The 14,083-nt window shown below is 69.5% G+C and carries 12 protein-coding genes, 1 pseudogene and 1 CRISPR repeat array; of the genes and pseudogenes, 12 read left to right on the forward strand and 1 reads right to left on the reverse strand.

All coding sequences use genetic code 11. From position 1 onward, the window contains the following. Positions 1 to 49: 49 nt before the first annotated feature. The 12 genes and pseudogenes from cas7u to D4740_RS13550 all read left to right on the forward strand — a co-directional run. Positions 50 to 1,306: a type I-U CRISPR-associated RAMP protein Csb1/Cas7u gene (cas7u, locus tag D4740_RS09600; protein WP_119836730.1), complete on the forward strand. Its 1,257-nt coding sequence runs from the start codon at positions 50 to 52 to the stop codon at positions 1,304 to 1,306. Then, positions 1,303 to 2,658 (forward strand): type I-U CRISPR-associated protein Csb2, encoded by a 1,356-nt coding sequence (gene csb2 / locus D4740_RS09605; protein WP_119836731.1) that lies wholly within the window; start codon positions 1,303 to 1,305, stop codon positions 2,656 to 2,658. Before cas7u ends, csb2 begins: the two co-directional genes overlap by 4 nt. A 15-nt stretch (positions 2,659 to 2,673) precedes the next feature. Continuing rightward, a CRISPR array of direct repeats spans positions 2,674 to 3,372; the repeat unit is 28 nt; unit sequence GCCAGCCCCGCGTGCGCGGGGGTAGAGG. Positions 3,373 to 3,443: 71 nt separating this feature from the next. Beyond that, positions 3,444 to 4,217: an Abi family protein gene (locus D4740_RS09610; RefSeq protein ID WP_119836732.1), complete on the forward strand. Its 774-nt coding sequence runs from the start codon at positions 3,444 to 3,446 to the stop codon at positions 4,215 to 4,217. A gap of 80 nt (positions 4,218 to 4,297) precedes the next feature. After that, complete coding sequence (locus tag D4740_RS09615; protein WP_119836733.1) at positions 4,298 to 4,570, forward strand: hypothetical protein; 273 nt, start codon at positions 4,298 to 4,300, stop codon at positions 4,568 to 4,570. 27 nt (positions 4,571 to 4,597) lie between these two features. Then, positions 4,598 to 4,984 (forward strand): hypothetical protein, encoded by a 387-nt coding sequence (locus D4740_RS09620; protein ID WP_119836734.1) that lies wholly within the window; start codon positions 4,598 to 4,600, stop codon positions 4,982 to 4,984. Between the two features lie 254 nt (positions 4,985 to 5,238). Then, positions 5,239 to 6,825, forward strand: coding sequence for a YegS/Rv2252/BmrU family lipid kinase (locus D4740_RS09625; protein WP_396027244.1), 1,587 nt, complete (start codon positions 5,239 to 5,241; stop codon positions 6,823 to 6,825). A 317-nt stretch (positions 6,826 to 7,142) separates the two neighbouring features. Beyond that, positions 7,143 to 8,525 carry a Mur ligase family protein gene (locus D4740_RS09630; RefSeq protein WP_119836735.1) on the forward strand — a complete coding sequence of 461 codons (1,383 nt, stop codon included), beginning with the start codon at positions 7,143 to 7,145 and terminating at the stop codon, positions 8,523 to 8,525. Beyond that, positions 8,522 to 9,289 (forward strand): type 1 glutamine amidotransferase, encoded by a 768-nt coding sequence (locus D4740_RS09635; RefSeq protein WP_119836736.1) that lies wholly within the window; start codon positions 8,522 to 8,524, stop codon positions 9,287 to 9,289. The genes D4740_RS09630 and D4740_RS09635 overlap by 4 nt, the downstream gene beginning before the upstream one ends. 294 nt (positions 9,290 to 9,583) lie before the next feature. After that, positions 9,584 to 9,916, forward strand: a complete 333-nt coding sequence (locus D4740_RS09640) for a FeoA family protein (protein WP_243106862.1) — start codon at positions 9,584 to 9,586, stop codon at positions 9,914 to 9,916. Continuing rightward, the gene (locus tag D4740_RS09645) at positions 9,916 to 12,006 is read left to right on the forward strand and encodes a ferrous iron transporter B (protein WP_119836738.1); all 2,091 of its coding nucleotides are present in this window, start codon (positions 9,916 to 9,918) and stop codon (positions 12,004 to 12,006) included. The genes D4740_RS09640 and D4740_RS09645 overlap by 1 nt, the downstream gene beginning before the upstream one ends. Before the next feature lie 98 nt (positions 12,007 to 12,104). After that, positions 12,105 to 12,629: a NifU family protein gene (locus tag D4740_RS09650; protein ID WP_119836739.1), complete on the forward strand. Its 525-nt coding sequence runs from the start codon at positions 12,105 to 12,107 to the stop codon at positions 12,627 to 12,629. Positions 12,630 to 12,762: 133 nt separating this feature from the next. Beyond that, positions 12,763 to 12,846: pseudogene (locus D4740_RS13550) on the forward strand (PspC family transcriptional regulator); the annotation flags it as partial. A gap of 308 nt (positions 12,847 to 13,154) precedes the next feature. On the opposite strand, the gene D4740_RS09660 reads toward D4740_RS13550, so the two are convergent. Continuing rightward, positions 13,155 to 14,042, reverse strand: a complete 888-nt coding sequence (locus tag D4740_RS09660) for an alpha/beta hydrolase (RefSeq protein ID WP_119836740.1) — start codon at positions 14,040 to 14,042, stop codon at positions 13,155 to 13,157. Positions 14,043 to 14,083 lie beyond the last annotated feature (41 nt).

Here is a 14,083-nt window from a genome sequence, read left to right on the forward strand (position 1 = left end):
TACCCACCTGTCCATACACGCACGCTGAGCCTCAGAGGAGGGCGAGACCATGACTACTCCATCTGCCGATCCCACCACGGCCGCCACCAAGGTCAGCGCGGACGAGTTCCGTCACCTGGTTGCAGAACTGGCCGCAGATACCAGCGTCGCTGGGATCACTCTGACCGGAGGCTATGAGTCCCTCACCGGGCATACTGTGACGCCGCCCGCTGGGACTATTCGCCAGAAAGGTGAGGAAGTCGGCATCTTCCGTGGCCCAGAGGAGAACGGCTCACATGGCGAGACCATGGCTACCATCGACTCCTGGGGCTCGGTGGTCTCCCGGTGCGAGGCACTGCTCGCCGGGCCCTTCGGAGAGGGGTCGCTCGCTGACTACCTGGGTTTCCCACTGGTCGTCTTTGTCGATGACGAGGGCACGGTGCTGACCACTTCGGTAGAGCTCTCCCACCGTCAGGCTGACGCCACGTGGCGGCTGGCGCATGACGAGCTCATTGAGGCGGGGGTGGACTTTGACGCCATCCAGCAGGCGAGCCGCAAGGAGCCGACCGCCCTGCTTACCGGCTTCCCCACGGCTATCCCCTTCGGCTGGTGGCACTCACAGACCAAGCGGTCCCAGAAGGCGGCGGACAAGGCGAACGAGAAGTCTCGTTCCACAAAGAAGAACGGCTCCGAACTGGAAGAGGGAAGGGACAAGTATCTCGGCTACTACGCGATGAACCCGGCAGACTCCCGCTCAGCCCGCCTGTTCACCGCCGAGTTCCTGGCGCTGGGGGTAAAGGAGCGGCGACGTGCGGCCGCCAAGGTTGACGCCTTGTTCGCCGCAGTCAGTGAGGACACCAAGATCGGTGGCAACAAGCTGTCAACGGTGGGCCTGGGGTCTATTCCCCCCACCGACCTGACTACCAGCGCGAGCCGTCCCGGGCCGTACGACCTCACCTACCGTGCCATCGAGAGCCACGCCTTCTTCTCGCTGACCGGCCTGCGTACCTTCCGTTTCCTTCCTGATCCCGAGCCCGCACGGGTACTGACGGTCGCGCTGACCCTCCTGCTGTACAGCCTGCTGCAGCACAACCTCTCCCTGCGCGCTGGCACGGAACTGCGTCTGTGCGAGCCCGGGCTGGATGTCCAGGTGCAGCGGCACGGCGCGGCGCCTGAGGCGATCCGGCTGCCCGACGTCGACGAGCTGGCAGGGCTGGTCCGTGACCTCGGGGCGGAGGTGGGCTGGGAGGGGCCGCGAGTCGTCCGCATCGGCCACGACTCGCCGCTGGGCAAGATCATTCTCGCCGTTGACGGGCAGAAGTCATGACCAGCCTCACTGTGACGGCACGCTTCCCCACGGGGCAGTTCAACGCCCACGACGCTGAGGGGTGGCCTGAGTGGCCACCGGCCCCGGCACGGCTGGCGGCAGCCCTGCTAGCGGCGGCCCACTCCTCGGGCACCGGGGTCGACGTCGTCGAGAGGTTCTTTGCCGCTGCGCCGCCGCGGGTCACTGCTCCCGCTGCTGGCGCCCGCGACGTGAGGTACCGGCGGTGGGTACCTGTGAACAACGAGGTCAGCCTGGGCAGGACTGGGAAGAATGCAGGGAAGCCTGTTGGCATCGTGGACGCGAACAAGCGATTCGGCGAGAAGAGTGAGAAGGACTCGGAGCGGGGGATGCTAGTAGGCCATGGCCACGACGACGTCGTGCGGTGGTTCTTCGAGGACGCTCCTGTCGCAGGCGCTGACCTGGGTACGTTGACCGCAGTGGCTCGCGCCGTCACCTACCTGGGACGTCCAACATCACCGGTGCTGCTTGACGTCGTTGCTGGCGACGACAAGGCGCCCGGCAACCACGACCGGTGGGAACCGGACGAGGACGGTCCGCTCAGGCTGCGCGTGGCCACTATGGAGTACCTGGCTGCGCTTGACGCCAGGGAGGAGCGCAGGCGCCAGAGCCGCGTCACCGGCACCCATCCTGGGCTTGACGTGCGCCCCACGTGGGGGTATCGGCTGTACTGCTCCGAGGAAGGCACGTGGGCAGCAGGGCGTCCTAGGGGAAACCCAGTAGACGCTGCGCTCTACCGGTTCCCCGGCGGTCGCCTGGGGGGAGTGGCGGTGTACGCAGCCGACGCCGCCATGGTCGTTGACCAGATCCGGGAGCAGGTCCCAGAGTTGGTTTCAGTGCTGCCACTGTTCGGGTGGGTCTCCGGTAGTGGGCAGCGGGAGGTCCCGGTACTCCGAGGAGTCGCGGTCTGGGCGACGTCGGTCCCGCGCCCGCTCCAGCTCGCTGTCCGCAGCGGTGTCGTGGAGGCGCGACCCACCGAGCCGCGCGCGCTGTCCTCTCTCCCTCGTGTCGTGCGCGCAGCGACCCAGCCGTCCCACGAGTGGACGTCAGTGGTTCCGGTGACGGCCACCCGTGACGCCGTGGAGCGCAGCCTGAGTGATCTCGCTGCTAGTCTCAGGACCCGGGTCTGCTGGGCTGGCCTGCATTCTGAGGCCAGGCCCGAGGTAGGAAGCGACGTGCACGAGCCCGACGTGGCGCGGCACGTGACGGTACGTTTTCGGGACACCGTTCCTGGACCGGTAGTGCTCAACCACACCTGGATGGTGCCCGCAGGCGCGACAGGGTTGGCGGTGAATGCAAAACGGCCTCACCGTCGCACCGGATCCGCGTCATAACAGTGGTTCGCAAGTGCCAGCCCCGCGTGCGCGGGGGTAGAGGCTCGGACCGGGAGGAACGCACCATGGACACGACGCCAGCCCCGCGTGCGCGGGGGTAGAGGGCCGCTGTGGTCTGTCGCGGCCCGTAGGCGTTCGCCAGCCCCGCGTGCGCGGGGGTAGAGGCACACGCCTACCATCCTCCTCTGGATCTAGAAAGCCAGCCCCGCGTGCGCGGGGGTAGAGGTCCAGGCGGTGCCGATAGTGTGCCCGACGTCTGGCCAGCCCCGCGTGCGCGGGGGTAGAGGGATGGCTAACCGGCGGCGGTTTTGCTGTCTCGGGCCAGCCCCGCGTGCGCGGGGGTAGAGGTTGGCACAACACCGGAGGAAGGGATCCGCCTACGCCAGCCCCGCGTGCGCGGGGGTAGAGGCATCGCGCAGTAGGGCACACCGGTGGTACCAAAGCCAGCCCCGCGTGCGCGGGGGTAGAGGGCTGGGGTAGGGGCTGTCCGGGTCGGCGGCCTGGCCAGCCCCGCGTGCGCGGGGGTAGAGGCCGGATCCACTCCAGGACGGTAGCCGGGGACAGGCCAGCCCCGCGTGCGCGGGGGTAGAGGGCTGGGGTAGGGGCTGTCCGGGTCGGCGGCCTGGCCAGCCCCGCGTGCGCGGGGGTAGAGGCAAGCGCAGGATCGCGAACCGGGCCACGGCCCGGCCAGCCCCGCGTGCGCGGGGGTAGAGGTATACTGGTGCCATCATGATCAGCCCGTTGCCGCCAGGCGCGGGCTGATTTTCCTTGTCCCAGGGAGGACCATGGCGGAGTACGCGAAGCCGTGGCTGTCCGTCGACGAGCAGATCGACCGGCGTCTGCGCATGCTCGTCATGGACGGCGTCGAGCGCATTGAGGTCGCCATCCGCATGCAGATCGGCTACGTGCTCGGTAGGAGGTCGCCCTTCGCCTACGAGGACCCGGACTGTTTCACCAAGGCCTTCACCGCCGAGGGCACCGACGTCCGGGACCCCGCACCGAGCAGGCACGTGCAGTGGCTCCAGCGGGTCAACGAGAGGAAGAGCAGTTCCGACGAGCAGTTCGTCAAGCACTTCCAGCAGAAGTACGACAACCGGATGCCGGTCTGGGCGCTGACCGAGATCCTCGAGCTGGGTCACCTGTCCCTCCTCTACCGGGGCATGCGCCAGCAGGACGCTGAGGAGATCGCCCTGGCGCTCGGAGTTCCCACGAAGAAGGTCATGACCAGCTGGCTCGCGAGCCTGAACTACGTCCGCAACGTCGCGGCCCACCACTCCCGACTGTTCAACAGGAAACTCCAGCACGCACCAGCCCGCCCCAAGGCCGGGCAGATCCCAGTCCTCGACCACCTGCGGGACAACCCGACAGCGAAAGGGGTCTTCGGGACCTACAACGCCCTCGCCGTCATCGCCTACCTACTGCGCTCCATCGACCCGGGTGCTGACTGGCCGAGGCACCTGGCCGCACTGATGCGGCAGTTCCCGACCTCGCACGCCCTGACAACCGCGTCACTGGGAGCCCCCAGCAACTGGGAGTCCCTCGACCTCTGGCGAGGCTAGACGACCCAAGCGATGACGCGCGGAGTCCGGGCAGGCCTGCCGCCTTCTAGACACCTACCTGTAGCCTGGCTGGGTGAGTCATGACAGTGACGGAGTCTTACGAGGCCGTCCTACGTGCCGTAGGCGCCTCCTCAACGGCAGGTGCCCTGCTGCGCACCCACCAGGCACACTCAGCAAGGCTGCTCCAGCTCCACACACGCATGCCACTGCTCCTGCCCGGGATCGACACCATCACCAGCCTGCTTACCTTCCTCGCCCGTGAGACACCGAGCCAGGCCCTCGACGTCCTCCTTGACCGCGCGAGCAGGGAGGCCCTCAGGGGCACCGAAGGAGTGCTCGCCGACGACCAGTAGACCATCAACGACGTCGCCAGGGTACTCATGGAGATCGAGGTGCTTCTCCAGGAGTGGGCACACGACCCGGACCGGGCCGTGCAGTGGCAGGACACGCCCGAGGAGGAGCGCCACCGCGTGTTCTGCTTCGGCAAGGTCCTCCAGCGGATCAAGCACCACCAGGTCGTGGACGACAACCTGGTCATGCCGCAGCGGGAGGAGTACCACGTCCACTCCATGATGCTGCACCCCGCCCCTCGCCACACCCAGGAAGTCGTCCTTGTGGACCTGGTGTGGCAGACCAGCGAGGTGCTGATCCACCTGGAGCGCGTCAGGAACGCCGCTCTCACCCTGACACTCTCTGACGACGCCCGGTTCGCCGTCGACCCGGACACCCCACCAGACGCCTGGCAGCGTCGTTCACCTCACGTGTGACCGGACAGCGTCGTAGGCCAGGGCCATGGCCACGCTACTGACCACAAGCAGCACGGTGTGCTCGCCTCGCCGGGCGAGCCGCCCCCCACCCACCCCGCGCCCTCTTCTCCCCAGCCGCCACCGCCGCTAAGGTGCTGCTCGTAGAATCTTCTCTCGGCGAGTCCCAGGAGGTTGCTGTGGCCAGCAGGCCCTCGGAGCAGGCACGCCACCGGTCCCGTAGCCAGGAGCAGCACCTGAGCGGACCCGGCCCCAGCATCAGCCCCACCCGCGGCCGCCTGGAGAGCGTCCTCGCTATCGGCTTTGCCCTGGCCTTCCTCGCGTGGACCCGCCTTCTGCACTCCGCAGCGCTCACCGGCCTGGACCAGGCCCTCCACCCCCCGGACATCGGCTCACGCTCGGCTGTCGGACAGGTCGCCGAGGCCCTCGCCCTGGTCACGCACCCGGTCGCCGTGCTCATCGGCACCACGGTCCTCGGTCTTGTGTCCTACAAGAACCGGATGAGGCGCCTCAGCCTGGCCCTGGGGGTGGCCGCCCTGGGCATCCCTCTCCAGCAGGTCATTGCCTGGCGCCTGGACCGCCCCGCCCCGGCGTCGTTCTTCGCCGACTCGATCTCCGCCCTCGGCGGCGCCTACCCGGCAGGCCACGTCACGGCCACCACCCTGGGCGCCTGGGTCCTGGTCACCCTCGCACGGGCACACCGGCGGGGCTCGTCCAGGGTACTGGTCGGTACCGTCGTGGGCTACACGGTAGTCTGCCTGGCTGCCGCCGGGCAGTGGGTCATGGGACTGGCCACCGCCTCCGACGTCGTCGGCGGGTTCCTCCTGGGGGCGACAGTAGCCAACACAGCGCTGTGGGCGGGAGGTATCGACTCCATCGTGGCCGCCTGGGCGCGCCGGGGCCTGCCTCGGGGCAGCACCGGCAAGCGTGCCGCCCTCATCTACAACCCCACCAAGTTTGACGACCTGTCCCTGCTGCGTCGCCGTGTGGAGGCCGACGTGCTCAACGCAGGGTGGCTGCCCACCCTGTGGCTGGAGACCAGCCCCGACGACCCCGGCCGGGAGATGACCCGCCGCGCGCTGGACGCCGGGGTGGACCTGGTCATGGTGGCCGGGGGTGACGGCACCGTACGGGCCGTCAGCGCCGAGCTCGCGGAGGCGGCAGCACCACCACCCATGGCGCTCATCCCCGCAGGTACCGGCAACCTCTTGGCCCGCAACCTCGCCGTCCCCCTGGACACCGACCAGGCCCTGCAGCTGGCTCTGCACGGCCAGCCCCGTCCGATCGACGTCGTGCACTGCCGACACGACGGCGGGGCGCAGCGCTTCGTAGTCATGGCAGGCGTGGGCCTGGATGCGCGGATCATGGGGGACGTGGACGAGCACCTCAAGAGAGTCATCCGCTCCGGGGCATATGCGCTGGCAGCGGTCCACAACGCCTTCCCCGCCCCGTTTACCGCCACCGTGACCCTCGACGACGGCGAGCCCACCCAGCAGCAGGCAGTCATGGCCCTGGTAGGTAACGTGGGGACAATCACGGGAGGGATCGCCCTGTTTCCCGACGCCCAGCCTGATGACGGGTACGTAGACCTGCTGCTAGCCAACCCCGACAGGGTCACTGACTGGGCCAGGCTGGGGGCACAGTCCCTCACCGGCCAGTACACCGGGCAGAACGTGAAGGGATTCACCTTCGCCCAGGCCAGGCGGATCACCATCGAGACCGTGGAACCCGTGGCCTTCGAGCTGGACGGCGACACCACCGAGCCGACCCGCACCCTGAGAGCCACCGTCGAGCCCGGGGCACTGCGCGTCGTCGCACCCGCCCGGTCGGCACCGACCCGCTGAGCCGCCCCGGTACCCCGGCCATACCGGGGACCCCACTCGTCACCAACGGCACCGCCAGCGTACAGCCCCGCGGCGTGCAGCCCCGCGGCGTGGCGCCACACCTCGACCCTGACCGTGAGCAGACAGCCACGCCATCACTACCGGGTCTGCCCTAGACTGGCGCGGGTCGCGGCAGCCTGGCCGTACCACCACGGTGCCAGGGGTGCCAGGTCCGTGCACCCACCCTGTCCCAGGCACCGTGCGGACCTGCACGTCTCAGTGCCCCGGACGGGCACTGCGTCTGCTACCACCTGCTATCCCAGACCTCCAGGAGCCTCATGCGTTCACGACTTACGGTCACGCTCGGGCACGCGGCCCGGCTGGCGGCCCGGCTACGTGGCGGCGGCCGCGGCGGTACTGCCTTCCCCGGACTCGTCATGGAGCGCACGGACCCGGGATTCCTGGCCCGCACCCTGGGCCGCCTGCCCTACGGCGTCGTCGTGGTCTCCGGCACCAACGGGAAGACCACGACCACCAAGATGGTGGTCCAGCTCCTGCGCGAGCAGGGGCTGAAAGTCTTTACCAACCGGACGGGCTCCAACTTCGTGCGTGGCGTGCTCGCGGCCCTGCTCACCGAGGTGGACGCGGCCGGCCGCCTGGACGCCGACATCGCCGTCCTGGAGCTCGACGAGGCTCACGCCGTCCACTTCGTCGCCCAGGTACGGCCGCGGGCCTGCCTCCTGCTCAACGTCATGCGCGACCAGCTGGACCGTTTCGGGGAGATCGACTACACCGCCTCGCTCCTGGCCCAGATCGCCTCGGCCACGCGTGAGGTGGTGGTGGTCAACGCCGACGACCCCAGACTGTCCTCCCCCGCCTTCCTGGAGCCGGTCACAGCCCGTACCGCAGCCTTCGGCGCTGGCGCCGGGTTGCGCCACCTGTTCCTGTCCGACGACGACCTGCGTACCGGGCTGGCACCGGGACCCGCCCAAGGGGTCGGCACCGCGACCCACGGGTCCGCCAACGGCGCCGCTGCGAGCGAGGACGGGGCCGCCAGAACAGCCGGGACGCCTGTCGCCCCCCGGGTCACGCTGGAGGCCATCACGGGGCAGCGTGCCACCGTCCGGGTGGATGGAGCGGACCACGAAGTCACCTTCACCATCCCCGGCGTGCACAACCTTCTCAACGCCTGTGCCGCCCTGGAGGTGGTCCTGGAGGTGCTCGGGGACGACGCCGACCTGACGGGCCTGCTGACCACCCTGGGCCGGGTGGAGGCCGCCTTCGGTCGCGGCGAGGTCCTCACCCTGGACGGACGCCCCGTCCAGCTGTCCCTGGTCAAGAACCCCGCCGGCTTCCGCATGGGGCTGCTCTCCGCCGCGGCCCAGGCGCACGACGGCGAGGTGGTCATGATCGCCATCAACGACGAGTACGCCGACGGCCGCGACATGTCCTGGCTGTGGGACGTGGAGCTCGACGTGCTGCGCCCCGGCGGGGTGGCGGTCGTCACCGGCGTGCGGGCCTGGGACATGGCCCTGCGCCTGCGCTACGACGAGGTCGCCGTGGAGGTGGTGGAGCCCGACCTGCGCCAGGCCGTGGCCCGCATGCGCCAGGCGGCCTCCCAGGCCGACCGACCCGTGCGGATCTTCACCACCTACACCGCCATGCTGTCCCTGCGCGCCATCCTGGGCGAGCTCACCGACGTCGAGGAGGTCATGTCATGAGTACCGTCGGCACCCGCCTCTACGAGCACACCACCGAGGCTCCCGCCCGTGGGCGCCTGCGCCTGGTCCAGCTCTACCCCCGGGACATGAACATCTACGGCGACTGGGGCAACACGCTGGTCCTGGCCCGCCGGGCGCAGTGGCACGGCTACGACGTCGAGCTGTCCTCCTACGACGTCGGCGACGAGCTGCCGTCGCACGTGGACCTGCTAGTAGGCGGGGGCGGGCAGGACTCCGGCCAGGAACGCATCAAGGAGGACCTGGCCCGCTCAGGCCCCACCCTGCGGGCCTGGGCGGCTGACGGCGTGCCCGTGCTGGCGATCTGCGGCCTCTACCAGCTCCTCGGGCACCGGTTCCTTACCGGTGAGGGCTCCCAGATTCCGGGCATCGGCCTCATCGACGCCGAGACCCGTGCAGGGCAGAGTCGGCTCATCGGCAACATCACCCTGGCTACTGAGGACTTCGGGGACGTGGTGGGCTATGAGAACCACTCCGGGCTGACCACCCTGGGGCCCGGGGCCAGGCCCTTGGGCACCGTGCGCGTGGGAGACGGCAACAACGGGAGGGACGGGACAGAGGGCGCCCGCGTCCACCACGTCATCGGCACCTACCTGCACGGGTCGCTGCTGCCCAAGAACCCGGTGGTGGCGGACTGGCTGCTGGCGCGCGCCGTCGAGCACGCCGGGGGGACGTGGGAGCCCGAGCCCCTGGACGACACCTGGGCACACAACGCCCGGGCGGTAGCCGTCTCCCGGCCGCGCTGAGACGTCCGCCAGCCCCGCCAGCGACAGGGCCTGCTCTCCAATGGCTCCCCAACCGCGGCCGCGTCGGCAGCGCCTGTACTGTGTCCCAGACGCACACCCTTACCCCGACCCGGGCGGAGGCCAGCCCAGGACCTGGCATCGTCTTTGCACGGGATCCCCCGTTACATGACAGGTGTGTCAGGGAAGGCTACCATCACTTCCAGTGACTACTGGAAGCAACTCGTGCCCGCAACCGCAGGGCCACGGCTAGAGGATCAGAGCAGCATCGTGGCAACCTCACCTCAGACATGTGACGTGCAGTCAGAACCGCAGGAACCGCCGGAAACACGGTCAGGGTCGGCCCAGCGGACACGCCCGCTGTCGGAGCTCCAGCCCGGCTCCCGCGCCGTCATCACCTCCGTCGGCGGGCGGACCACGGAGGGCACCGGACACGCACGCCTGGAGCGTCGGCTGCAGGACCTGGGCCTGAGACCTGGACGTGTGATCCAGGCGCTGCGACGAGCACCCATGGGGGACCCGGTCGTCTTCCGCGTGGCCGACTACGAGCTGTGCCTGCGCAGGCGGGACGTCGCCCACGTCCAGATCGCCGCTGTCACCGCAGGCACCAGCGCTGGAGAAGGGGCCTGATGAGCACCGAGCACTGCGGCACCGGTGACGGTGGCTGCCACTGCGGACCAGGTTCCGCCACCGCGCTGGTAGCAGGAGCGAGACGCATCGCCCTGGCAGGAGCCCCCAACGCGGGCAAGACCTCCATCTACAACGCCTTGACCGGGCTGCGGGCCAGGACCGGCAACTACCCGGGTGTCACCGTCTCCCGCTCCCTGGGCACCTGCCAGACCGGCACAACCACCCTGACCATTGAGGACCTGCCCGGCTCCTACTCCCTGGAGCCCATCAGCCCCGACGAGCAGATCGTGCACGACGTACTGACCGGACGCTGCGAGCAGGTTGACGTCCCCGACGCACTCGTCGTCGTCGTCGACGCCACCACCATGCGCCGCGGGATGACCTTCGTGGCGCAGGCCCTCCGGCTGGGCCTGCCTACCTGCCTGGTAGTCACCATGTCCGACGAGCTGACCCGCCGCGGAGGACGGCTCGACACCTCGGCCCTGGGGCAGGCCCTGGGCGTCCCGGTGGTGCGGGTCCTGGGGCACCGGGGGACGGGGGTGCCCGAGCTGCGGGCGCTGCTGGGCACGGTCGCCTCCTGGCCCCGCACCCCGGTAGCGCCGCCCACGGACCCCGCCGAGCTCGCCTCCTGGAGCGACTCCGTCCTGGCGGCGGCCGACTTCTCCTCCCCCGCCGCCGACCGGGTCACCACCGCCGTGGACCGCGTGCTGCTCCACCCCGTTGCCGGGACCCTGGTGTTCCTCGCCGTCATGTACACCTTCTTCCAGGCTGTCTTCACCTGGGCCGTCCCCTTCCAGGACGCCATTGAGGCGGGCCGCGACCTCCTGGCGGACGCCGTTCGCACCCGTCTGGACGGCCCCCACCCCCTCCTGGCCGGCCTCCTGGCCGACGGCCTCATCGGCGGCGTCGGCGAGGTCATCGTGTTCCTTCCGCAGATCGCCATCATGTTCCTCATCATCGCCCTCCTGGAGGGGGTGGGCTACATGTCCCGCGCCGCCTTCCTCATGGACAAGGTGATGAGCCGCGCCGGGCTGGAGGGGCGCGCCTTCGTAGCGCTGCTGTCCTCCTTCGCCTGCGCCATCCCGGGGATCATGGCGACCCGCACCCTGCCCAGCGCCAAGGACCGCCTGGCTACGATGCTTGCGGCGCCGCTCATGACCTGCTCAGCGCGCCTGCCCGTCTACGTCATCATGATCTCCCTGCTGGTGGACGCGGACGCCACCGTGGGGCCCTTCGGCGCCCGGGGCACCATCATGTTCGGCCTCTACCTGCTGGGGGCCGTGTCCGCCATGACGGCGGCGTGGGTGGTCAAGCGCCTGAGCGACCGCGACGGCGTGCTGCTGCCCTTCTACATGGAGATGCCGCCCTACCGTCTGCCGCGGCCGCGCACGGTGGTGCTCATGGTGTGGGACGCCTGCAAGGGCTTCCTGAAGAAGGCTGGCACCATCATCACCCTGACCACCGTGGTCCTGTGGGTGCTGCTCAACGTGCCCTTGCGCTCCCAGGCCCAGTTCGACGCCCACTGCGCCGCCGACGCACAGTGCGCCGCCGTGGCGTCCGCCGTCGAGAACCCCGCGTCCTCAACGGTTGCCGATGACGACGGGGCCCCGGTCACCGACGCCGCCGAGCTGGAGGCTCTTCTGGAGGCCGAGCGAACCTCCTACACCATGAACAGCTCCTGGGCGGCCGCCGTGGGCCGTGCCGTGGAACCAGTCTTCGAGCCGCTGGGCTTCGACTGGCGGATTAACGTGGCCGTGCTGTCCTCCCTGGCGGCCCGGGAGACCTTTGTCGCCACCCTGGGCCAGATCGCTGCCGCCGGTGACCCGGAGGACCCCGGCGCCCGCCTGGAGTCCCTCACCTACCAGGAGGACACCCTCACGCACCGCGCTGGTGACAGGCTGTTCAGCCCCGACACGGTGGCCGCTATCCTCGTCTTCTTCGTCTACGCCCTCCAGTGCATGGCCACTGCGGGCGCGATGCGCCGGGAGACCGGCACGTGGAGGTGGCCGCTGGTCGCCTACGGCTACATGTTCGCCACCGCCTGGGTCATGGCCGCAGCGGCCCGGATGATCGTCGCGGCAGTGGTGTGAGGGATGCCGTGAGCGCACTGGGGAGACGCCGTCTGCGCCGCAGCCGTGAGACAGGCGGTGCGGGCACGACGGGTCGACGGGCCGTCCCACGACGTGCCGTGCCCACGCACCCCGTCTCCACGCCCGACCCCAGTGTCCTGCGGTGGGTGGTCCCTCACGGCCTGCTGCCCTTCTCAGGACAGGTGTCGGAGGTCCCGGCCCCCTTGCAGAGGCTTCTTGACGACGGCACCCTCACCGCCGTCCACGTCGTCCCGGGAGGCGTCGTCACCATGCTGGGGGCCGAGCGCTCCTGGGACGAGGAGGGTGGGAGCGTGCGCAGCGCCCTGGTGGCCGCCCTGGACTCACCGGGAGGCTGGATCCCCGCCGCGGGCGCCCGCGCCCTCGGCCGCGACGACGTGCTGGAGGCTGCCGCGCAGGAGGTCGCCGAGGAGACTGTCAACGACCTGGCGCGCAGCCACGGGGGGTCCTTCACGGTACGTGTGGTGCGTGACGGCGTCGTCGAGGTCGACCTGCAGGGGGCGTGCCACGACTGCCCGGCCGCGGTCATGACCATGCACGTTCGTTTCGAGCGCATGCTGCGGCGCCGCTGCCCCTGGCTGGTCGAGGTCCGCCAGGGCTCCTGAGAGCAGACGCAGGGCTGTCAAGGAACGGCGGTCACGAAGGAAGCAGGGGTCCGTCACGGAGTTCGGCCCCCTTGAGCCACCACGCCCTTTCCATTCCCGGAGACCCTGATCACTCACCTTTATCTACCTCCCTATTCTTTTCTTCCTATTCGTTGTCCCCCTGGGACTCGTCTACTATCTGGGCGCGCAGAACATGCCGGAGCCCTCGGCCCGCTGACCACAAAAGCCCGGTCGGTTCTTTCTGGCCGGAACACGTCTCCCTCAGTCCCCGTACCACCCAGGCCCGGAGCGCGGCTGCGCCCCGGGCCACGTCATCTCCTCAGTGCCGTCCCTGCCCTATGCCGGTCACGGCAGGCAGGGGAGCACGACTGAGGTGACGAGGTTGCTGCGCGGCAGCGACCTGCCCTTCCTCAGGGCTCGTTCCCACTGGTCAGTGGTTACCACCCGCTGCCCAGCGGGAGCGCAGCAGCGTCAGGGCGGCCATGGCACCGCCCTGCCCGCGTCTCCCAGATCAGCGGACGGTGCTCACAGGTTCTCGGCGAAGAAGGGCACGATGTGCTCGAAGGCCTTGGAGACGTAGGGGGCCAGGTCGTACATGTCGAAGTGGCCGGCCTCGCCGATGACGTGCATCTGCTTGTTAGTGCCGGGCACCGCGTCGAAGACCTCGGTGGAGGCCTGGCGGCTCCAGGCGTTCTCTCCGGTGATGACCAGGTAGGGCCTGGTCATGCCCTTCATGATCTCGGGGACGTTGTAGGAGACGAGCTCGAGCTGGATCCAGGCGACGACCTCGTTGCTCCAGCGCGGGTGCGTGCCGCGGGCGGAGTAGTAGTAGGCGGCACCCTCGTCGAAGGCACGTGGCATGAAGTTGAGGTGCTCCAGGCCGCCCTCGCCCGTCTCGTAGGCGGCCTTGGCGGCGCGCACCTCCTCCTCGGGCCGGAAGAACCCGGCCATGGCGGAGGTGGAGATGTCGGAGATCGCAGGCACGACGGCGGTGACTGCCTTCAGCCGCGGCTCCTTGAGGCCAGCCACCGACATGTAGGAGCCGGAGCCGCAGATACCCAGGCCGCCGATGCGGTCGTCGTCGACGAAGGGCAGGGACTGGAGGAAGTCGACCGCGCCCTCGATGTCGGTCTCCTTGACCTCGGGCAGCTCGAGCTGACGCGGGGTGCCCTCGCTCTCACCGAAGTAGGCGCCGTCGAAGACGAGGGTGGCGTAGCCGAGCTCGGTCAGGCGCTCGGCGTAGACACTCTGTGCCTGCTCCTTGACGGAGAGCATCGGCCCGGTGACGACGACGGCCGGGTAGTCCCGGCTGAGGTCGAAGCCCGCAGGCAGGCGGAGCAGCCCCGCCAGGCGCAGGCCCAACTCTTTGTTGGTGAAGACGACCTTCTGTGTCTGCGTCCCCTGTGTGCCCATGATGGCCTCCGTCTCGCTCGATGAGTTGTGTCCACTTGACA

This window comes from Actinomyces sp. 2119, assembly GCF_003591215.1.
Lineage (GTDB): Bacteria > Actinomycetota > Actinomycetes > Actinomycetales > Actinomycetaceae > Actinomyces > Actinomyces lilanjuaniae.